12 protein-coding genes, 2 tRNA genes, 2 rRNA genes and 1 riboswitch (1 of these 17 running past the window's edge) are annotated in these 21,152 nt (G+C 62.4%); of the genes, 7 read left to right on the top strand and 9 right to left on the bottom strand.

Translation table 11 applies throughout. From position 1 onward, the window contains the following. The 4 genes from BcanWU425_RS05850 to BcanWU425_RS05835 all read right to left on the bottom strand — a co-directional run. Positions 1-1,063 (bottom strand): 23S ribosomal RNA (locus BcanWU425_RS05850); it reaches 1,810 nt to the left of the window's first position. Between the two features lie 405 nt (positions 1,064-1,468). After that, positions 1,469-1,544 (bottom strand) — tRNA-Ala (locus tag BcanWU425_RS05845). Positions 1,545-1,577: 33 nt separating this feature from the next. Further along, positions 1,578-1,654 (bottom strand) — tRNA-Ile (locus BcanWU425_RS05840). A 188-nt stretch (positions 1,655-1,842) separates the two neighbouring features. Further along, positions 1,843-3,331 (bottom strand): 16S ribosomal RNA (locus BcanWU425_RS05835). The 16S and 23S rRNA genes sit together here with 2 tRNA genes alongside, the layout of an rRNA operon. 1,030 nt (positions 3,332-4,361) lie before the next feature. Here BcanWU425_RS05835 and BcanWU425_RS05830 point away from each other — a divergent pair. Further along, positions 4,362-6,425, top strand: a complete 2,064-nt coding sequence (locus BcanWU425_RS05830) for a M23 family metallopeptidase (RefSeq protein WP_018453272.1) — start codon at positions 4,362-4,364, stop codon at positions 6,423-6,425. A gap of 158 nt (positions 6,426-6,583) precedes the next feature. Further along, on the top strand, positions 6,584-8,203 hold the full coding sequence (locus tag BcanWU425_RS05825) for an SMP-30/gluconolactonase/LRE family protein (protein ID WP_085350725.1): 1,620 nt from the start codon (positions 6,584-6,586) through the stop codon (positions 8,201-8,203). 100 nt (positions 8,204-8,303) lie between these two features. Here BcanWU425_RS05825 and clpB read toward each other — a convergent pair whose 3' ends face one another. Further along, positions 8,304-10,943, bottom strand: a complete 2,640-nt coding sequence (gene clpB, locus BcanWU425_RS05820; RefSeq protein ID WP_204512463.1) for an ATP-dependent chaperone ClpB — start codon at positions 10,941-10,943, stop codon at positions 8,304-8,306. Positions 10,944-11,200: 257 nt separating this feature from the next. On the opposite strand from clpB, the gene BcanWU425_RS05815 reads away from it, so the two are divergent. Beyond that, entirely contained in the window at positions 11,201-11,989 is a 789-nt protein-coding gene (locus BcanWU425_RS05815; protein ID WP_018453269.1) for an MOSC domain-containing protein, read from the top strand. Positions 11,990-12,101: 112 nt separating this feature from the next. On the opposite strand, the gene BcanWU425_RS05810 is transcribed toward BcanWU425_RS05815, so the two are convergent. After that, positions 12,102-12,941 (bottom strand): TIGR02594 family protein, encoded by an 840-nt coding sequence (locus BcanWU425_RS05810; protein ID WP_204512464.1) that lies wholly within the window; start codon positions 12,939-12,941, stop codon positions 12,102-12,104. A gap of 199 nt (positions 12,942-13,140) precedes the next feature. Here BcanWU425_RS05810 and BcanWU425_RS05805 point away from each other — a divergent pair, with 199 nt between their 5' ends. Then, positions 13,141-14,004 carry an alpha/beta fold hydrolase gene (locus BcanWU425_RS05805; RefSeq protein ID WP_204512465.1) on the top strand — a complete coding sequence of 288 codons (864 nt, stop codon included), beginning with the start codon at positions 13,141-13,143 and terminating at the stop codon, positions 14,002-14,004. A 51-nt stretch (positions 14,005-14,055) separates the two neighbouring features. Here the strand turns inward: BcanWU425_RS05805 and metW are convergent, their stop codons facing one another. Both metW and metX read right to left on the bottom strand, forming a co-directional pair. Continuing rightward, positions 14,056-14,718, bottom strand: a complete 663-nt coding sequence (gene metW / locus BcanWU425_RS05800) for a methionine biosynthesis protein MetW (protein ID WP_085361203.1) — start codon at positions 14,716-14,718, stop codon at positions 14,056-14,058. A 15-nt stretch (positions 14,719-14,733) separates the two neighbouring features. Next, the gene (gene metX / locus BcanWU425_RS05795; protein WP_204512466.1) at positions 14,734-15,936 is read right to left on the bottom strand and encodes a homoserine O-acetyltransferase MetX; all 1,203 of its coding nucleotides are present in this window, start codon (positions 15,934-15,936) and stop codon (positions 14,734-14,736) included. A gap of 90 nt (positions 15,937-16,026) precedes the next feature. After that, positions 16,027-16,106: riboswitch (SAM riboswitch) on the bottom strand. Positions 16,107-16,310: 204 nt separating this feature from the next. Here metX and BcanWU425_RS05790 point away from each other — a divergent pair. From BcanWU425_RS05790 to BcanWU425_RS05780, 3 genes are read left to right on the top strand one after another with little or no spacing between them, the layout of a single operon-like run. Then, complete coding sequence (locus BcanWU425_RS05790; protein WP_026232498.1) at positions 16,311-17,159, top strand: chorismate mutase; 849 nt, start codon at positions 16,311-16,313, stop codon at positions 17,157-17,159. 34 nt (positions 17,160-17,193) lie between these two features. Continuing rightward, a complete protein-coding gene (gene hisC, locus BcanWU425_RS05785) occupies positions 17,194-18,288 on the top strand; it encodes a histidinol-phosphate transaminase (protein ID WP_204512467.1) in 1,095 nt (364 codons plus the stop codon). Continuing rightward, positions 18,285-19,223 carry a prephenate/arogenate dehydrogenase family protein gene (locus BcanWU425_RS05780; RefSeq protein ID WP_204512468.1) on the top strand — a complete coding sequence of 313 codons (939 nt, stop codon included), beginning with the start codon at positions 18,285-18,287 and terminating at the stop codon, positions 19,221-19,223. The genes hisC and BcanWU425_RS05780 overlap by 4 nt, the downstream gene beginning before the upstream one ends. Before the next feature lie 114 nt (positions 19,224-19,337). Here BcanWU425_RS05780 and BcanWU425_RS05775 read toward each other — a convergent pair whose 3' ends face one another. After that, positions 19,338-20,906, bottom strand: coding sequence for a hypothetical protein (locus BcanWU425_RS05775; RefSeq protein WP_204512469.1), 1,569 nt, complete (start codon positions 20,904-20,906; stop codon positions 19,338-19,340). Positions 20,907-21,152: the final 246 nt, after the last annotated feature.

Below are 21,152 nucleotides of genomic sequence, written 5' to 3'. Positions count from 1 at the left end.
ACCCGCCGTGTGACTCCCGGATAGTACTCTCAGGTATTCGGAGTTTGGTTGGGTTTGGTAAGACGGTAAGTCCCCCTAGCCCATCCAGTGCTCTACCCCCTGAGGTATTCATCCGAGGCGATACCTAAATATCTTTCGCGGAGAACCAGCTATTTCCCAGTTTGATTGGCCTTTCACCCCTAACCACAAGTCATCGGAGTCTTTTTCAACAGACACCCGTTCGGTCCTCCAGTGAGTGTTACCTCACCTTCAACCTGCTCATGGCTAGATCACTAGGTTTCGGGTCTAATACAACGAACTTGACGCCCTATTCAGACTCGCTTTCGCTACGCCTTCGCCTATCGGCTTAAGCTTGCTCGTTAAATTAAGTCGCTGGCCCATAATACAAAAGGTACGATGTCACCCAGAACGTATCTTGGGCTCCATCTGTTTGTAGGTGTCCGGTTTCAGGTCTATTTCACTCCCCTCGTCGGGGTGCTTTTCACCTTTCCCTCACGGTACTGGTTCACTATCGGTCGCTGAGGAGTACTTAGGCTTGGAGGGTGGTCCCCCCGCGTTCAGACAGGATTTCACGTGTCCCGCCTTACTCATGGATACATCATCGCATTACTCGTACGGGGCTATCACCCTCTAAGGCCCAGCTTTCCTGACTGGTTCCGATTGTCTTTGATGTATCACTGGCCTGGTCCGCGTTCGCTCGCCACTACTAACGGAGTCTCTGTTGATGTCCTTTCCTCCAGGTACTTAGATGTTTCAGTTCCCTGGGTTTGCTTGAAACCTCCTATGTATTCAGAAGTCTCATACCTTCTTTTGATAACCGGAAATCCAAAACCTCTTCGATCGAAATCTAAAGGCCTAGGCATCTCACATTTCTGTTCGAACCCCACACCACAGTCTTTCGACTGAGGTCTTGGAGTTCCGGCTATCGAAGGTGGGTTTCCCCATTCGGAAATCCATGGATCAAAGCTTCTTCGCAGCTCCCCACGGCTTATCGCAGCGTAGCACGTCCTTCATCGCCTCTCAGCGCCAAGGCATCCACCGAACACCCTTAAGGCACTTGATTGCTCTCATTATCAATGTCCACACACTCGGCAGAATGTTGTCTGCAGAACTACCTTGCGGCACGCGCCCTCGATGAACGCTATCTGCAGCCGGACAATGATTAGAAAGACCAGCTTGCTTCGTAAGATCGTTCCGATAGCGAGGCGGTCAAGCTTCGCTAAAAGGATCATTTACAACTCGCTTGTCTTTCAAAGCAGCCTTGTGAGCTACAATGGAAGACGCACGAGCGCCGAAATGATCCGGAGATAATGAAGTATCGCGCAACAATTACTTGTTGCCCGATCCAACTCGGATCGATCTCCTCTTTACGATGTCAGAAATCACGCAGCTTACTGTCCATCCGGACTAGTAAGTGCGAAGTGATGTTTCGCGGACGACGGTATGAGCAGCCGGTGATCAAACCATCTGGTGGAGCCAGACGGGATCGAACCGACGACCTCATGCTTGCAAAGCACGCGCTCTCCCAGCTGAGCTATGGCCCCGTAACCAGAAGACGAATGCTCACTCGATGAGTGTGGTGGGCCTGGGAAGACTTGAACTTCCGACCTCACGCTTATCAAGCGCGCGCTCTAACCAACTGAGCTACAAGCCCCTAACGCATATCCAGTCAAGGACCAGGGATTCTGCAAGGTTGCAGCCCCAGCGCGTGTTCGTCCGCGAAGAAAGAGAAACGAAGACGGCGAAATCCCGCCAATGCAGCTCAACGATCCTGACGACCGTTGGCCACTGATGTTTCTAAAACGGTTCGATAGAAGCAAGCTTCTGAAGAACCATCCTTAGAAAGGAGGTGATCCAGCCGCAGGTTCCCCTACGGCTACCTTGTTACGACTTCACCCCAGTCGCTGACCCTACCGTGGCCGGCTGCCTCCCTTGCGGGTTAGCGCACCGTCTTCAGGTAAAACCAACTCCCATGGTGTGACGGGCGGTGTGTACAAGGCCCGGGAACGTATTCACCGTGGCGTGCTGATCCACGATTACTAGCGATTCCAACTTCATGGGCTCGAGTTGCAGAGCCCAATCCGAACTGAGACGGCTTTTTGAGATTTGCGAAGGGTTGCCCCTTAGCGTCCCATTGTCACCGCCATTGTAGCACGTGTGTAGCCCAGCCCGTAAGGGCCATGAGGACTTGACGTCATCCCCACCTTCCTCGCGGCTTATCACCGGCAGTCTCCTTAGAGTGCTCAACTAAATGGTAGCAACTAAGGACGGGGGTTGCGCTCGTTGCGGGACTTAACCCAACATCTCACGACACGAGCTGACGACAGCCATGCAGCACCTGTGTTCCAGGCTCCGAAGAGAAGGTCACATCTCTGCGACCGGTCCTGGACATGTCAAGGGCTGGTAAGGTTCTGCGCGTTGCGTCGAATTAAACCACATGCTCCACCGCTTGTGCGGGCCCCCGTCAATTCCTTTGAGTTTTAATCTTGCGACCGTACTCCCCAGGCGGAATGCTTAAAGCGTTAGCTGCGCCACTAGTGAGTAAACCCACTAACGGCTGGCATTCATCGTTTACGGCGTGGACTACCAGGGTATCTAATCCTGTTTGCTCCCCACGCTTTCGTGCCTCAGCGTCAGTATCGGGCCAGTGAGCCGCCTTCGCCACTGGTGTTCTTGCGAATATCTACGAATTTCACCTCTACACTCGCAGTTCCACTCACCTCTCCCGAACTCAAGATCCTCAGTATCAAAGGCAGTTCTGGAGTTGAGCTCCAGGATTTCACCCCTGACTTAAAGACCCGCCTACGCACCCTTTACGCCCAGTGATTCCGAGCAACGCTAGCCCCCTTCGTATTACCGCGGCTGCTGGCACGAAGTTAGCCGGGGCTTATTCTTGCGGTACCGTCATTATCTTCCCGCACAAAAGAGCTTTACAACCCTAGGGCCTTCATCACTCACGCGGCATGGCTGGATCAGGCTTGCGCCCATTGTCCAATATTCCCCACTGCTGCCTCCCGTAGGAGTTTGGGCCGTGTCTCAGTCCCAATGTGGCTGATCATCCTCTCAGACCAGCTACTGATCGTCGCCTTGGTGAGCCATTACCTCACCAACTAGCTAATCAGACGCGGGCCAATCTTTCGGCGATAAATCTTTCCCCGTAAGGGCTTATCCGGTATTAGCACAAGTTTCCCTGTGTTGTTCCGAACCAAAAGGTATGTTCCCACGCGTTACTCACCCGTCTGCCGCTGACGTATTGCTACGCCCGCTCGACTTGCATGTGTTAAGCCTGCCGCCAGCGTTCGCTCTGAGCCAGGATCAAACTCTCAAGTTGGACTTGAACTTTGAACCGGCTGATCACAACGTTTTGACGAGGTCCCACCATTTTTCATCGACCGAAGTCGATGAGCTGCCCGCGATTCACATCGCTGGCAACGATGGTGTAACCTTAAAACGTGTACCGCCGAAGTCTTTCGTCCCCTCTCAGAACTCAAAAGCCGAAGCTCTTCAGTATCCGAGAGGCGCAAGGACTCCGCCGTCCACGTTTCTCTTTCTTCATCTTCACTTGTCAAACAGCCCGGGACCAGGAGGTCCCAACCTTCCAGAGAGGAAGGGTTCCGACACCCTTACCGACGATGGATGAACTCCAATCGACTTACGTCGACTGTTGTGTCACTCAACAAGGTGAGGAGCATCAGTGGCGCGTTCGCTCGCCTTGGTCAGTGACCCGGCGGCGCCGCGCTCAGTGGTCGGGTTATAGGCCCCGCCCATCGGGGTTGTCAACGACCATTGTCAGAAAATCGTCGCACGGTGGATTGTTCGAAAAATCCACGCGATTACAGCAGGTTAGAAAGTCGCTGAGCGGCTGGATCGCGCCGGCGCGGAGAAAAAACTCAAAAAAAGTTTGGGCTCGAGAGGGCTCCGGAGGCGGCATGAGGCGACTTGGACGCGACTTGGATCGCTCGTCCCTGGAAGGCCCCTGACGCCCGGCCGTTCGGGAAACTTTTCCATATTAGGCGCCGTACTTGAGCCACAATCCCCCGGCGTTCTGGTACAGACAAAGCTTGAATCGCAGGGATGCCAGTGGGGGCTGCCGGCGGTTTGTGTGGGGTCAGAGGAAGGCGATCATACGATGAAGCGGCCTTCTTCAGACATTCGAGACACATCGAGAGATCTTTTTCCGCTTAGCTGTTCGTAAATTCGGCCGGTCCGACATCTGGGCCTTCTGACCGCGGACGCCTATGCGGCTTGCCTTTTCCAGAGACGCCCCGAAGAGGGCGGCTCAAGGAGGGGCTCGAAACAGGGTTGCTCGAAACGGGGCTGCTCGAAATCGGGCTCTCGGATCGTTGATTGGGGGACTTGGGTTGAACCATAGGACGTCACGCGGCGCTTACGGGCGTGAGACCGGGATCATCGATCTCGGCCACGAGCCGCCGCTGTCCGTCGATGGTTCGGAAGCCGCCGTCATCGATCGCCGCCGCGTCTCGGTGCAATGGTTCAGCGGGACGATTCTAACCGGACTTTGCGGCGCAGCCCTGATCGGCGGCGCCGTTTTCGCTTCGCTCGACGGCGAGATGACCTTCGCCAAGGTGCCGGAGCGCGTCGAAGGCGCGCTGCGCGGCGCATTCGGCGCAGCCGACCGCACCGCCACGCTGCACAAGAGCGACCGCCTGCCGCCGCCGAGCGAATCCACGGCCTCGCGCAACATCGTGCGCGTCTCGACCGTCGCCCGCGTCGGCAACCGCGACGTGATGCGGGTGCGTCCCTTCATCCGGATTGCCGGCAATCTGTCGATGACGACGAGCGATCTGTCGGCGAAGATCCCGCCATTCAACGCCCAGCGCCTTCTCACCGATGTCGGATCCGATCCGAAGGCGGCATCCGAGGATCCCAACAATCCGGAAGCCGTCGAACCCGACGCCGAGGTCTCGTTCGTCACCAAGGACCTCTCCCAGGTGCTGCCGAAAGCCAAGATTTCCGCAGTGGTGGCGCTCGACGACATCCTGATGCGGGTCCGCGATGCCGCCAACTGGCGCGGCAATGGCGGGGTGCGCTACGCCGCGCTCTCCAATGCTGCGGCCGACGTCTCCGGCGCGACCGGCCCGTCCGATATCAGAAGCGCCTACGCCACCGAAGTGTCGCCGTCCGATCCCTATGCCGGCTTCGAGACGCGCGTGGTGCCGGAAAACGTCACGCTGCTGCCGAAGACCAAAGAGCAGATCACCGGCGGCAATCCCAACGGCGAACGCGTCCACGTGGTCAAGAAGGGCGACAGCGTCGCCGGCGTGCTGCGCGATCTCGGCGCCACGGCCGAGGAGATCAAGGCGATCACCGCGACGCTTGGGCCGCGCGGCCGCGACGGCGGCCTGAAGGAAGGCGAGAAGCTGCGGATCCTGATGGCGCCCGCAAGCCCCGGCGCCCGCCTGCAGCCCTACCGCGTCGTCATCGCCAACGAGACCATGGTCGAGGCGATCGCGGCGCTGTCCGATCTCGGCAAATACGTCGCGGTCGACGTCTCCAGCATGAACACCGTCGCCGACGCGGCGGCGAACGCCAACAGCGACGACGATGACGAGGATGACGGCACGGGCGTGCGGCTCTACCAGAGCATCTACGAGACCGCGATGCGCAACAAAGTGCCGATGCCCGTCATCGACGACATGATCAAGATCTATTCCTACGACGTCGATTTCCAGCGCAAGGTGGCGCCGGGCGATTCATTCGACGTGTTCTACGCCGGCGAAGACGAAGGCGTGACCGCGAGCGAAAAGAACGACGTGCTGTTCGCTTCGCTGACGCTCGGCGGCGAGACCAAGAAATACTACCGCTACCAGAGCCCCGATGACGGCGTCGTCGATTACTATGACGAGACCGGCAAGAGCGCGAAGAAGTTCCTGGTGCGCAAGCCCGTCAACAACGCCATCATGCGCTCCGGCTTCGGCGGCCGCCGTCACCCCATCCTCGGCTATGTGAAGATGCATACCGGCGTCGACTGGGCCACCTCCTACGGCACGCCGATCTTCGCCTCCGGCAATGGCGTGATCGAGAAGGCCGGCCCCGAGGGCGGCTACGGCAAATACATCCGCATCAAGCACAACAACGGCTACGAGACCGCTTATGGCCATATGTCGGCCTTCGCCAAGGGCATGGAGCCCGGCAAGAAGGTGCGGCAGGGCCAGGTGATCGGCTTCGTCGGTTCGACCGGCGCGTCGACCGGCCCGCACGTCCACTACGAAATCCTGGTCAACGGCCGCTTCGTCGATCCGCTGCGTGTGAAACTGCCGCGCGGCCGCTCGTTGGAAGGCCCGATGCTGGCCGGCTTCGAGAAGGAGCGCGACCGGCTCGACGGCATGATGAGCGGCCGCGCCGGTGCCATCGCCCGGATGTCGGACGCCACCGGCGGTCCGTTGCAGGTCACCAACAGGTAAAGCCGGCGAACCGGGCCGAGATCGGCCGGACATATTCAAGCACGAGCCGGATTTGACGACGTCGCGCGGGGCCCGGCTTGGCCGCATCACAACGTCAAGTTTCGTTTGCCAAAGCGGCATGAGGAGCGAATACTTTCCAAAAAACGGGAGGTCTCGCCATGAAGAACAGGCTCGCCTGCGCAGCCTTCGTCGCTGCGGTCGTCTCCGCTACCAGTGTTTCGGCCGAAAACTGGGAGGTCACCAAGCTCGTTCCGGGCTCGGCGTTCCACGGCGTGCACGGGCTTGCGATCGACAAGGCCGGCCATCTGTTTGCCGGCAGCGTCGCGGGCGCGGCGCTCTACGAGGTCGACATCCCCGGCGGTAGCGCGAAGGTTGCAATCCCCGCCCCGATCGGAATGGCCGACGACATCGCATTCGCCCCCGACGGCACCATGGCCTGGACCGGATTCCTGGCCGGCGATCTTTATTCGCGCAAGGGCGACGGCCCGATCAAGAAACTCGCTTCAGGCCTTCCCGGCATCAACTCGCTCGCCTTCCGCAAGGACGGCAGGCTGTACGCCACCACCGTCTTCCTCGGCGACACGCTCTATGAGATCGACGTCGAGGGCGTCAAACCGCCGCGCCAGATCATGGAGAAGATGGGCGGCCTCAACGGCTTCGAGTTCGGTCCCGACGACAAGCTCTACGGTCCGCTCTGGTTCAAGGGACAGGTCGCAAAGGTCGACGTCGACAAGGCCGAGCTGACCGTCGTCGCGGACGGCTTCAAGGTCCCGGCCGCGGTGAACTTCGATTCCAAGGGCGATCTCTGGGTAGTCGACACCGCGCTCGGCCAGCTCGTTCGGGTCGATCCCAAGTCGGGCGCCAAGACCATGGTCGCACAATTGAAGCCGTCGCTGGACAATCTCGCGATCGACGACAAGGACCGAATCTACGTCTCCAACATGGCCGATAACGGCATCCAGGAGGTCGATCCGGCGACCGGCCAGGCGCGGCAGGTGATCATCGGCAAGCTCGCCTTGCCCGGCGGCATCGGCGTCACGTCAGAGAACGGCAAGGATACGATCCACGTCGCCGACGTGTTCGCCTATCGCACGGTGGACGGCGCGACCGGCGAGGTCACCGAGAAGGCGCGCATGCACGCCGCCGGCGTCACGCTCGAATATCCGATGAGCGCAACGGCGAAGGGCAACGATGTGGTCCTATCGAGCTGGTTCACCGGCACGGTGCAGGTGATCGACGGCAAGACCGGGGCCACCCGCGACATGCTGCACGGCTTCAAGGCGCCGCACGACGCGCTCGTGCTCGCGGACGGCAGCATCCTGGTGGCCGAGTTCGGCACCAAATCGCTGGTCCGCGTCAGCGGCGAGCACGGCAAGGATCGCACCACACTGATCGGCGGCCTCGAGGGCCCGGTCGGGCTCGTCGCTGGATCGCGTGGCGAGGTCTATCTCACCGAAGCCTTTTCCGGCGTGATCTCGATGATCGAGAGCAACGGCGAAAAGACAGTCGTCGCCAAGGACCTGAAAATGCCCGAAGGCATCGCCCGCGCCAGAGACGGCAAGCTGATCGTAGCGGAGGTCGGCGCCAAACGGTTGATCGAAATCGTGCCGGAGACCGGCACGGTTACCGAGATCGCGGCCAATCTTCCAATCGGCCTCGTGGGTGCACCCGGAGGACTGCCGACGCACATTCCGACAGGCGTCGGCATCGGGGAATCCGGCACGATCTATTTCTCTTCTGACATCGAGAACGCGATCTACAAGCTCACGAAGAAATAGGTCGCCGCAGTAAGTTCGCCAACAACCCGCAAAACAAACCGCCCCGGAGAGGTTGACATCTCCGGGGCGGCTTGTTGCTTCAGGCTTCGAATGCCGACGATCAGTTCAGCTTCCGCTTCGACACCGGCGCCTCGAACTGGGCGATCTCCGCGGTCTGCGGCGCCTTGCCGTTGAAGGTCAGCACGTTGCCTTCGGAGGAGATCGCAACGTTGTCGCCGTCCTTGACGTCGCCGGCCAGGATCATCTCGGCGAGCGGATCCTGGACGTGACGCTGGATCACGCGCTTCAGCGGCCGTGCGCCGTAGGCGGGATCCCAGCCCTTGGCGGCGAGCCAGTCGCGGCCCGCAGCGTCGAGCGTCAGCACGATCTTGCGATCGATCAAAAGCTTTTGCAGCCGTGCGAACTGGATCTCGACGATCCGGCCCATCTCGCTCCTCTGCAAGCGATGGAACAGGATGATCTCATCGACGCGGTTCAAGAACTCTGGCCTGAAGTGCGCCCCCACCATGCCCATCACCTGCTCGCGCACGGCCGAGGTATCCTCGCCCTCCGGCTGGTTCACCAGAAACTCCGAACCGAGGTTCGAGGTCATGATGATCAGCGTGTTGCGGAAGTCGACGGTGCGGCCCTGGCCGTCGGTGAGGCGGCCGTCGTCGAGCACCTGCAACAGCACGTTGAACACGTCGGGATGCGCCTTCTCGATCTCGTCGAACAGCACGACCTGGTAGGGCCGGCGCCGCACCGCTTCGGTGAGCGCACCGCCCTCGTCATAACCGACATAGCCCGGAGGCGCGCCGATCAGCCGCGAGACCGAGTGCTTCTCCATGTACTCGGACATGTCGAGGCGGACCATCGCGGTCTCGTCGTTGAACAGATACTCGGCGAGCGCTTTCGTCAGCTCGGTCTTGCCGACGCCGGTGGGCCCGAGGAACATGAACGAGCCGGTCGGCCGGTTCGGGTCCTGCAGCCCCGCGCGCGAACGGCGAACGGCGGTCGCGACCGCACGCACGGCCTCGGCCTGGCCGACGACGCGCTTGCCGAGCGAGTCCTCCATCCGCAGGAGCTTGTCTTTCTCGCCTTCGAGCATCTTGTCGACGGGCACGCCGGTCCAGCGCGAGACCACCTGCGCGATGTGGTTGGCGGTGACCGCCTCCTCCATCATCTCGCCGGAGTTCTCCTTGGCCTCGATCTCCGCAAGCTGCTTTTCCAATTCGGGGATCCGGCCATAGGCCAGCTCGCCGGCCTTCTGGAATTCACCGCGCCGTTGTGCGTTGGCAAGTTCAACCCGCAAGCCGTCGAGCTCGGCCTTCAGTTTCTGAGCGTCGGAGAGCTTGTTCTTCTCCGCGCTCCAGCGTGCGGTGAGCGCCGCGGACTTCTCCTCGAGATCGGCCAGCTCCTTCTCCAGCGTCTGCAGGCGGCTCTTCGACCCGGCATCGCTTTCTTTCTTCAACGCTTCCTGTTCGATCTTCAGCCGGATGATTTCCCGATCCATCGAATCCAGCTCTTCCGGCTTGGAATCGACCTGCATCTTGAGCCGCGCGGCCGCCTCGTCCATGAGGTCGATGGCCTTGTCCGGCAGGAAGCGGTCGGTGATGTAGCGGTTGGACAGGGTCGTGGCGGCGACCAGCGCGGAATCGGTGATCCGCACGCCGTGGTGCTGCTCGTATTTGTCCTTCAGCCCGCGCAGAATGGAGATCGTATCCTCGACCGAGGGCTCGCTGACGAAGATCGGCTGGAATCGCCGCGCCAGCGCCGCGTCCTTTTCGACGTGCTTCTGGTACTCGTCGAGCGTGGTGGCGCCGATGCAGTGCAGCTCGCCGCGGGCGAGCGCAGGCTTGAGCAAATTGGACGCGTCCATCGCGCCATCGCCCTTACCAGCGCCGATCAGCGTGTGCATCTCGTCGATGAACAGGACGAAATTACCATCGCTCCCGGTCACCTCCTGCAGCACGGCCTTCAGCCGCTCCTCGAACTCGCCGCGATATTTTGCACCTGCAATCAGCGAGCCGAGGTCGAGCGACAGCAGCTTCTTGTCCTTCAGGCTCTCCGGCACGTCACCGTTGACGATGCGCAGCGCCAAGCCCTCGGCGATGGCGGTCTTGCCGACGCCGGGTTCGCCGATCAGGACGGGATTGTTCTTGGTCCGGCGCGACAGCACCTGGATCGTGCGGCGGATCTCCTCGTCGCGGCCGATGACCGGGTCGAGCTTGCCGTCGCGCGCCGCCTGAGTGAGGTCGCGGGCATATTTCTTCAGCGCGTCATACGCGTTCTCGGCCGTGGCGGAGTCCGCCGTTCGGCCCTTGCGCAGCGCTTCGATCGCCGCGTTGAGGTTTTGCGGGGTGACGCCGCCCTTGGCCAGGATCGCGCCCGCCTCGCTGGTCTTCTCCAGCGCCAGGCCGAGCAGCAGCCGCTCGACGGTGACAAAGCTGTCGCCGGCCTTCTCGCCAGCCTTTTCGGCGGCGTCGAAGGTGCGCGCGAGTTCGGGCGCCAGATAGATCTGGCCGGCTCCGCCGCCAGAGACCTTCGGCACCTTGTTCAGGGCGTCCTCGGTCGCCTTCAGGATTGCGCGGGAATTGCCGCCGGCGCGGTCGATCAGGCCGGCAGCGAGGCCTTCATTGTCGTCCAGCAGCACCTTCAGGACGTGCAGGGTCGAAAACTGCTGGTGCCCTTCGCGCACCGCAAGCGACTGCGCGGACTGGACGAAGCCTCTGGAGCGTTCGGTATATTTTTCGATGTTCATTTCGTGGTCTTTCCCTCGGCCTGCCCCTGGAGCCCTCAAAGGCACTCCAAACGGCATCTTCATTGGGTTTCCGATTACCGCATTGACGTTTCTCAACCGGCAACGGTCGTTATCAGCCGGCGCTGGCGCCGGCCTGACCCAGATGTGGGAAGCGAGGCCTCGGACCGGAAGAGGCGAGTTCACAATTTCGTGCGCGGATCCGCCCGCTTGGCGCCGGTGGGCCGAATCCCCTAAGTAGCGGCATGACACCCAGCGCAATGACAATCAGCCAGACCGCCGAGATCACCGGGCTCTACCGCTACCCGATCAAGGGCCTGACGCCGGAGGCCCTGCCCCGCGTCTCCCTGCGAGCCGGCCAGACCCTGCCCGCCGACCGCCGCTACGCCATCGAGAACGGCCCGAGCGGCTTCGATCCGGAAGCACCGCAGTGGAAGCCGAAGATCCAGTTCCTGATGCTGGCGCGGAATGAGCGGCTAGCTTCGCTCGACAGCCGGTTCGAGGACGCGACCAATTGCCTGACCATCCGCAAGGACGGCCAGATCGTCGCCAGCGGCGATCTCGAGACCGCCGCCGGGCGCGCCGCCATCGAGGACTATTTCAGGGAAAATTTTCAGCCGGAGCTGAAGGGCCCGCCCAAGATCCTGTCCGGCCGCGACCACAGCTTTTCAGACGTCGCCCGCAAGGTCGTGTCCATCATCAATCTCGACAGCGTCCGCGCGCTCGAGACCATGCTCGGCGGCGCCGCCGTCCACCCGCTACGCTTCCGCGCCAATCTCTACGTGAAGGGCTGGCCGGCCTGGTCCGAGCTCGACCTCGTCGGCCAGACGCTCGCGATCGGACAGGCCCGGCTGCAAGTGGTCAAGCGCATCAAGCGCTGCCCGGCCACCAATGTCGACCCTGATACCGCCAAGCGCGATCTCGAAATCCCCGCCACGCTCTCGAGCAATCTCGGCCACATGGACTGCGGCATCTATGCCGAGGTGATCGCTGAAGGCGACATCGGCGTGGGCGACGCGGTTGCATTGGAACAGCCGAAGCTGGTGTGACGCTGCGCGCTGGCCCCGCTCCGCCATTGCGAGCGAAGCGAAGCAATCCAGGAATGCGCCCGCGGAGACAGTCTGGATTGCTTCGTCGCTTCGCTCCTCGCAATGACGGCCGTCAGTTCGGCATCACATACGCATAGATCCGGCCGCGCGAGACCGGTGCTTCGCGAACGCGGTTGCCGTTGTTGCCGGAGATCATGATCGGATTGCCCTGCGCGTCGACACCGGTGATGATGCCGACATGACCGCCCCGGCCACCACGCGACATCACTGCGATGGCGCCGACCTGCGGACCGGACACGCGCGTGCCGTAATGCGCGAACGAATTCGCCATGTCGGAGCCGGTGCCACGATGACCGGTCTTTTCGAGCACCATGTTCATGAAGCGCGCGCACCACAGGCTACCGCGACCGGTCGGATTGCCGCCGACATAGCGGCGTGCCTCGGACACGAGGCCCGACCCACCGCCGAAGCCGCCGCCGCTCGTCGCGCTATTGGCCATGCCGCCGTCATTCGCGTTAGTGGCTATCCCACCTCCACGCCTCATAATTCGACGGCTGGCGCGCGTGGTCATCTCACCGCTGGTAACCATTCCAGCGTTGCCGCTCATGGCCATTCCACGGCTGCCGCTCATGGCCATTCCACCACTGCCGCTCATAGCCGTTCCAGCGCTGCCGCTTATGGCGATGCCGCCGCTATTGGCGTTCGAATCATAGCTGGCGAAGGTGTTGCCGAAGCCGTTCGCCTGCAATTGCGCCGCGCCGCGCTCGAAGCGCGAGCCGCGTGCATGCCGGTAATGATGATGTCTGCTGGCGTGATGCGCGTAAGCGTGCCGCTCTGCGCTATGACGATGAGGTCGTGCTGACGCCGGAGAAGTGAAGGCGGCGAACGCCGCGAAGAAAACAGCCAGCGCAACGACACAGCGCGACAGGCGAGACGCAAACAACTCGAACATTCTTCATCCTTCGTTGACACCCCACTTCCCCGTCGGCCCGTGCGGTGGCCGACATCCGCGGGCTGTATCAGTATCCTGATGTGGCGAGAACAAGACGCGGCCCCTAAGAATTTGGACGATGATTAATAAGTGCTACCATCGTATGCGCTGACCGCAGGACGGCATTCCAAAGCCGCAGCCACCTCAGGGAGAAAACCGGATGCCTCACGCCCTCACGAAGGACAATTGTCGACTCTATTTCGAAGAAGCGGGCACGGGCACGCCGATTATTTTTCTGCACGAATTCGCGGCCGACTACACCAATTGGGAGCCGCAGATGCGCTACTTCTCGCGCGGCCATCGCTGCATCACCTATTCCGCACGCGGCTACACGCCATCGGACGTGCCTGATGGCGAGGTCTACCGCTACACGCATTTCTACACCGATGCGCTCGCGGTGCTCGATCATCTGAAGATCGATCGCGCGCACTTCGTCGGCCTCTCGATGGGCGCCTATTCGTCGCTCCAGATCGGGCTCAACGCGCCCCAACGTGCGCTGTCGATGACGCTCGCCGGCGTCGGCTCGGGCTCGGAGATCGAGAACCTCGACGCTTGGCGCCAGCAGTGCCGCGCCAACGCGGAGCAATTCGAGATGCTCGGCTCAGCCGAAGTCGCAAAAGTCACGCGCGAGGCGCCGAGCCGGATTCCCTTCCTGGTGAAGGACCCGCGCGGTCACGCCGATTTTTATGCCGCCCTGGCGCGGCACGACGCCAAGGGATCAGCGCGGACGATGCGCGGCTTCCAGGCCGGCCGTCCCTCGATCTTTACGATGACGGACGCGATCAGAGCGGCCACGACGCCGGCACTCATCATCTGCGGCGACGAGGACGATCCGTGCGTGGGCGCAAGCCTGTTCCTGAAGAAGCATCTGCCGGCGGCAGGGCTCGCCATGTTTCCAAAGTCCGGCCACGTCCTTAATCTCGAAGAGCCAGCGCTGTTCAACGAAACGGTGGAACGGTTCGTCACGCTGGCGGAAGCGGGAAGATGGCCGGTGCGCGACCCGAGGTCACTGGCGGCGCATTAGCGCGAAGGCGTCACCAGGTACTGGGTCGCGTAGATGGGGTAACGGGCCGGCCTACTTCCTGCCGCCCCGCGTCAGCAGAAACACGCCCTGCTCGCCGAACAGATTCCACACCCACCAGGGCATCCGCAGCCGCAGCGGACGGCCGTAGAGGTCGAGCGCCTCGGCACGTTCCATCTTGACGTCGATCGCGTCGCAGAGCTCGACGAAATCCTTGATGGTGCAGAAATGGATGTTGGCGGTGTCATACCAGCTTGCCGGCAGGTTCTCCGTGCGCGGCATGTGGCCGCCGATCAGGAGCTGGAGCCGCATCTTCCAGAAGCCGAAATTCGGGAACGACACGATGGCGCGGCGGCCGATGCGCAGCAAATTCTCCAGCACCACTTTCGGCTGCCGCGTCGCCTGCAACGTCTGCGACAGGATCACGTAGTCGAAGGCGTCATCCGGATAATTCACGAGGTCGGTGTCGGCATCGCCCTGCACCACCGCAAGACCCTTGGCGACGCAGCGGTTGACGCCCTCGCGCGACAGCTCGATGCCGCGGCCGTCGACACCGCGGGTTTCCAGCAGTTGGAGCAGGTCGCCCTCGCCGCAGCCGACGTCGAGCACCTTCGAGCCCGGCTTGACCATCTCGGCCACCAGCACATGGTCGGCGCGAAAATCACCGGGTTGCCCGGCCACAACGCCGCCGAGCGGCAACGTTTCCTGTACAGACATGCCTAGTCGTCCTTGTTAAGCATTCCTGGCGGTAAGCCCGCGCGCCTTGCCCGCCGATTGCAGGAAGGCACGGGCGATGTCGAAGAACTCGGGCACGTCGAGCAGGAACGCGTCGTGACCGCGATCGGTCTCGATTTCGGCGAACGACACCCGCGCGCTCGACGCATTCAGCGCGTGCACCAGCGCGCGCGATTCCGAGGTCGGGAACAGCCAGTCGCTCGTGAAGGAGACCACGCAGAAGCGGGTCTGGATTCCCGCGAACGCCTTCGCCAGCACGCCACCATGGTCGGCGGCGATGTCGAAATAGTCCATCGCGCGGGTCAGATAGAGATAGGAGTTGGCGTCGAAGCGCTCGACGAAGGACGAGCCCTGGTAGCGCAGATAGGACTCAACCTGGAAGTCGGCGTCGAAAGAGAAAGTCGGCAGCTCGCGGTCCTGCATGCGCCGCCCGAATTTTCGATGCAGCGCGGCGTCGGAGAGATAGGTGATGTGCGCCGCCATCCGGGCGACAGCGAGGCCACGATGCGGATGGATGCCTCGATCGGCATAGCCGCCATGGTGCCAGTCGGGGTCGGCCATCACCGCCTGGCGGCCAAGCTCGTGGAACGCGATGTTCTGCGCCGAGTGTCGTGTCGAGCAGGCAATCGCCAGCGCGGAGAACACGCGACTCGGATACGCCGCAGTCCATTGCAGCACTTGCATGCCGCCCATCGAGCCGCCGACGACCGCGAACAGCGTGTCGATGCCGAGCCGGTCGATCAGCATCGCCTGCGCGCGCACCATGTCGGGGATGGTGATGACGGGGAAATCGAGCCCCCAAACCTTGCCGGTCGCGGGATTGATCGAGGCCGGGCCGGTCGAGCCCATGCAGCCGCCGATCACGTTGGAGCAGATGATAAAATACTCGCTGGGATCGAGCGGTCGGCCCGAGCCGACCAAAGTCTCCCACCAGCCGGGCTTGCCGGTGACAGGGTGCACATTGGCGACGTGCTGGTCGCCGGTCAGCGCATGGCAGATCAGGATCGCGTTGGAGCGATCGGCATTCAGCTCGCCATAGGTCTGGTAGGCGATCTGGAACGGGCTGAGATCGACCCCGCAGTCGAGCCGCAGCGGCTGCTCCGAGCCGAACTGCGCGACGTGCGAACTCGGATGATCCACCTCGTGCGACCGCTCGTCGGCGGTGATCGCGGGACTCGGAATTGACTGGACGCCAACCATCTGACCATCGACCTCGTTTGCGGTCGTCGTGGTGACCGCATTGACATCAGGCCATGAAAAACCCGGCCTGAACGATAGGTTCGGCCGGGATCGAAAGCGTCCCCGGCCTGTTTAGCGAGTTTTTTAACGTGGCTGCAAGCCGGCCGGCTCAAATGACCACGGAACGGGTAAAAACTACCGTCCTGGACGGTTTTCGTCAAGTCACGGCCCGGATCAGCCAAATTCGCCTGTCGCGCCACGGGCGGAAAGGGCCCGATTTCTCTTTGCATTTCTCTTTGCTTTCGCAGCCCCGACTGCCTAATCAGGATATCCATCACAGCGGTGACGGCTCGACTGATCCGCATTGGAACGCCTCTCAGCAGCACCTGTCAGACATGTCCCAACGTCCGCCCGCGCCACCATCACTCCAGGAATTGCGTAAGGAGATCGACGCGATCGACGAGGGCATGCATCGCCTGCTGATGCAACGCGGCGACATCATCGACCGCCTGATCCAGGTGAAGCAGACCCAAGAGGTCGGCTCGGCGTTCCGCCCGGCACGCGAGGCCTCCATGATGCGCGACCTCGTGCAGCGTCATCGCGGCATCCTGCCGCTCGACACGGTCGAGAGCATCTGGCGCGTCATCATCGCGACCTTCACCTATGTCCAGGCCCCGTTCTCGGTCCACGCCGACATCTCGGCGAGCGAGCCGGCCATGCGCGATTCCGCGCGATTCCATTTCGGCTTCACCGTGCCTTACGTCGCGCATTTCAGCGCGCAGGCGGCGGTCGAGGCCGTCGCGAAGTCCAAGGGCGATCTGGCGCTGGTCTCGGCGACCTCGAGCCGCACGCCGTGGTGGCTGTCGCTGGAAGAAGCTGGCGCGCCAAAGATCATCGCGCGGCTGCCCTTCGTCGAGCGCGCCGACCATCCGGCGGCGTTGCCCGTGTTCGCGGTCTCGCGCGTCGCCGACAGCGCGCTGGTGACGGAGGTCGAGACCTTCAGCGTACGCGTCTCTGGGTGGAATGCGGAGGTCGCGCGCGCCCTGTCGCCGCTCGCTGAGATCGTGGCGGTGCCCGACACCGCCTTCGACGGCGCCGCGCTGCTGGTCTCGGTCACCGCGACAAGCAGCATCGACAAGATCAAGGCTGCCCTGATCGAAGCGGGGGCCTCGGTGCGCTCCACGGCCCTCGTCGGCAGCCACGCAACGCGCTATACGGTGCCCCCGACCGGGTCGAAATCGTAAGTCGCGAACCGCTTAAGCCAGTCCGGAGTTGAAGATGTCCCGCCCCATGCCGAATCCCGGCATTCTCGATATTGCGCCCTATACGCCCGGCAAGACCCCGGTGGCAGAGCCCGGCCGCAAGGTGTTCAAGCTCTCGGCCAACGAGACGCCGTTCGGGCCCTCGCCGAAGGCGATCGAGGCGTTCAAGCAGGTGGCGGATCATCTGGAAGACTATCCGGAAGGAACCTCGCGCGTGCTGCGCGAAGCAATCGGGCGCACCTTCGGGCTCGATCCCAACCGCATCATCTGCGGCGCCGGCTCGGACGAGATCCTCAACCTGCTCGCCCACACCTATCTCAGCCACGGTGACGAGGCGATCTCGACCACGCACGGCTTTCTGGTCTATCCGATCGCGACCATGGCGGTCGGCGCGAAGAATGTCATCGCGGCCGAGAAGAACCTCACCTGCGATGTCGACGCCATCCTCAAGGCGGTGACGCCGAAGACAAAGCTGGTCTGGCTCGCCAACCCCAACAATCCGACCGGCACCTATGTGCCGTTCGACGAGGTCAAGCGCCTGCGCGCCGGCCTGCCCTCGCACGTGCTGCTGGTGCTGGACGCAGCCTATTGCGACTACGTCTCGCGCAACGATTACGAGATGGGGATCGAGCTGGTCGCGACCACCGAAAACACGGTGGTGACCCACACCTTCTCCAAGATCCATGGTCTTGCGGCGCTGCGCATCGGCTGGATGTTCGGCCCCGAGCACATCATCGACGCGGTCAACCGCATCCGGGGTCCCTTCAACGTGTCGACGCCGGCCATGTACGCCGCCGTTGCCGCGATCGAGGACACAGCGCACCAGGCCATGTCGAAGCAGTTCACCGAGACCTGGCGCGACTGGCTCGCCGAGGAGATCGGCAAGCTCGGGCTGAAGGTGACGCCGAGCGTCGCCAATTTCGTGCTGATCCACTTCCCGACCGAGGGCAAGACCTCGGACGCAGCCGACGCCTTCCTCACCAAGCGCGGGCTGGTGCTGCGCGGCTTGAAGAACTACGGCCTGCCGCATTCGCTGCGCATGACCATCGGCACCGAGGAGGCCAACCGCCTCGTCGTCGAGGGCCTGCGCGACTTCATGGCCGGACGATGAGCGCGACCCCGCACTTCCAGCGCGTTGCGCTGATCGGCTTCGGCCTGATCGGGGGCTCGATCGCGCGCGCCGCGAAGCTCCAGGGCCTGGCTTCCGAGATCGTCACCACCGCGCGCTCGGAGAAGACGCGCGCACGCGTGATGGAGCTCGGCATCGTCGATCAGGTCGTCGCGACCAATGCGGAAGCCGTGAAGGACGCCGATCTCGTCATCCTCTGCATTCCCGTCGGCGCCTGCGGCCCGGTGGCGCAGGAGATCTCCGCGCATCTCAAACCCGGCGCGATCATCTCCGACGTCGGCTCGGTCAAGGGCGCCATCGTCAGGGATATGGCGCCGCACCTGCCGGAAGGCGTCCATTTCGTGCCGGCGCATCCCGTCGCAGGCACCGAGCATTCGGGTCCCGATTCCGGCTTCGCCGAGCTCTTCATCAACCGCTGGTGCATCCTCACCCCGCCGGAGGGCGTTGATGCGGCTGCCACCGATCGCCTGCGCGCGTTCTGGACGGCGATGGGTGCCAAGGTCGAGGTCATGACGCCGGATCATCATGATCTCGTGCTCGCGATCACCAGCCATCTGCCGCATCTGATCGCCTACACCATCGTCGGCACCGCCGACGAGCTGGCGCAGGTGACGGAGTCAGAGGTCATCAAGTTCTCCGCCGGCGGCTTTCGCGACTTCACGCGCATCGCCGCCTCCGATCCGACGATGTGGCGCGACGTCTTCCTGGCCAACAAGGAAGCCGTGCTGGAGATGCTCGGCACCTTCACCGAGGATCTGGCAAAGCTCACCCGCGCGATCCGCCGCGGCGACGGCGAGGCGCTGTTCGACCACTTCACCCGCACCCGCGCCATCCGCCGCGGCATCGTCGAAATCGGCCAGGACTCAGCCGCGCCCGATTTCGGCCGGCCGCATGCGCAGCTCGGCAACAAACCGTAGCACCGAAGTGGCCCGGATGGAGCGCAAGCGTAATCCGGGACTTCCGTCGCTTGAGGCAGGATTCCCGGATCGCGCTTCGCTCCATCCGGGCTACGAGCCTGCGTGGCTCCGTCACTAGAATGGGTAGTACCGGATCTGCGTCATGACGACATTGTCGTCGGTCTTCGGCGCGCCGCCGACACCGGCGAACGCGAACCGTTGCGTGTAGGAATATTGCAGGCCTGCTTTGAGTGTGCCGAAATTGCCTTGGTAGATGGTGTCGTAAATCCCGGCCGTGATCTGCCGAACCTCCCTGGTGTTGCCGTTGCAGGTCGCGCCCGCCGAGTTTTCGGTGAAGCAGCCGGTGTTGTTGTAGAGCGGATTGCCGTAGCCGAACGGCACCGTTCCAACATTGGCGAAATTCGCCTTGGCCTTTTCGAGGCCTGCATAGGAGTAGACATCGAGGCTGGGCGTCGCGTGCCAGATCAGGCCGACGGCGGCCGCCGTGACCGTCAGCGGGAGGATGGTGCCGTCCTGCGCCAGCGCCGCGTCGGGGAACGGCGTTGCCGTGAAGCGGCCCAGCACGCCATGCGAGCCATAGAGCTGAAGATCGAGAGTTTTCGGAATCAGCTCGGCGAAGATGTGACCGCCGAAGCTTCCGGTGTCGTAGGTGTGGTTGGCGTTATTGAAGCGGTCGAACAGCTGGCGGTAGAGCGCCCACGCCTCGACATGCAACTTATAGGGCCCGAGCCTTGGGTCCCAGGCTGCCTTGACGGTGACGTCGGGCACCTGATTCAGACTGACATTATTGAGGTTGTTGAAGAAGCTGCCGCCGGGACCGGTCAGATTGACCTGAAGGTTCGGGTTCAGCACGCCCTGTGGTCCGAAGGCGGGGGTGCCGACGGTCGGGACGTTGCCGCCGAAGAACGCTGTCTGGGCATTCTCGACCGACGCAGCCAGCTTGAACTCCGGTCCGATGTCCTGCCAGACGCGCAGCCCGGGCTGCCGTGCGGCAAGAAATCCCGGAACGGATTCGAAGTCGATCACGCCGGGCGCATCGACGCCGCGAGGATCGATGCCGGACTTGGTCGGCGCGTTCAGCGACCAGGATTGCCCGGCGAGGAAGTGAAGACCGAGATCGGTGCGGTCCAGTTCCAGGCTGAGCTGCCGCATGCGCGGATTGAACGAGTTGGTCGCAACCGAGCTCGCCGTCTGAGCCGCACCTTCGAAATCGATCTCGCCATAGCCCGCGAGGTGCGTGTCGGCATCGGCATTGCCCTCGGCCAGCACCGAGAACCTGCTCTGGCGTGCCGAGAAGCGCGTTTCCGGGATGTTGAAGTTGCGGCTCTGCTGATAGGGGATGAAGTTGTAGACTGAGCCGGTATCGGAAGCGAGATTGCGCGAGCGGTAGATGCCGGTGAGATCGACCCAGCCACCGAAGGTCAACGTCACGCCCTTGTAGCAGACCTTGCCGGCCGCACATGGATCGGCGGCGAGCGCCTTGTAACTTGCTGGTAACTGAACGGCCTTCGCCTGCGCTTCAACCTGTCGCGTCTTGCGCGCCTCGGAGTCCACGCGCTGCTGGAGCTCCTTCAGCTTCGCCTTCAGCGACTGGATTTCGGTTGTGACATTGTCGTCGGCATGCGCCTGCCCTGAACAGGCAGCGAGAATACCCAGCATCAGTCCGCAATTGATGATCCGCACTTGAAGCTTCCTCCATTTGGGAAGCGGATTGGATTCCGCGCGCCATCTCCGGCGCATGCATGCTTCCCTGGTGTGGAGTGATTTGAATGCGGCTGCGGTTATTCGCGGCGCCGTGCATCTTCTGCATCACGTTTTCCTGACGATCCTGTTTGGAATATTTTCGTTGGCTGTCGATCCGCACGCGCGACTGTCGCGATTGTCCAAGGCAACTTTTCAAGGCCTCGTTCAAGGCAACGCGCATTGGGC

The organism is Bradyrhizobium sp. WU425 (assembly GCF_021052305.1).
GTDB classification, from domain to species: domain Bacteria; phylum Pseudomonadota; class Alphaproteobacteria; order Rhizobiales; family Xanthobacteraceae; genus Bradyrhizobium; species Bradyrhizobium canariense_D.
Note: the sequence above shows the minus strand (reverse complement) of the source record. Positions and strands in the feature narration are given on the sequence as shown.

Coding starts and splice junctions, on each gene's coding strand:
- hisC (WP_204512467.1), top strand. CDS start 17,194: ATGTCCCGCCCCATGCCGAATCCCGGCATTCTCGATATTGCGCCCTAT.
- BcanWU425_RS05810 (WP_204512464.1), bottom strand. CDS start 12,941: ATGTTCGAGTTGTTTGCGTCTCGCCTGTCGCGCTGTGTCGTTGCGCTG.
- metW (WP_085361203.1), bottom strand. CDS start 14,718: ATGTCTGTACAGGAAACGTTGCCGCTCGGCGGCGTTGTGGCCGGGCAA.
- BcanWU425_RS05825 (WP_085350725.1), top strand. CDS start 6,584: ATGAAGAACAGGCTCGCCTGCGCAGCCTTCGTCGCTGCGGTCGTCTCC.
- BcanWU425_RS05790 (WP_026232498.1), top strand. CDS start 16,311: ATGTCCCAACGTCCGCCCGCGCCACCATCACTCCAGGAATTGCGTAAG.
- clpB (WP_204512463.1), bottom strand. CDS start 10,943: ATGAACATCGAAAAATATACCGAACGCTCCAGAGGCTTCGTCCAGTCC.
- metX (WP_204512466.1), bottom strand. CDS start 15,936: ATGGTTGGCGTCCAGTCAATTCCGAGTCCCGCGATCACCGCCGACGAG.
- BcanWU425_RS05780 (WP_204512468.1), top strand. CDS start 18,285: ATGAGCGCGACCCCGCACTTCCAGCGCGTTGCGCTGATCGGCTTCGGC.
- BcanWU425_RS05815 (WP_018453269.1), top strand. CDS start 11,201: ATGACAATCAGCCAGACCGCCGAGATCACCGGGCTCTACCGCTACCCG.
- BcanWU425_RS05805 (WP_204512465.1), top strand. CDS start 13,141: ATGCCTCACGCCCTCACGAAGGACAATTGTCGACTCTATTTCGAAGAA.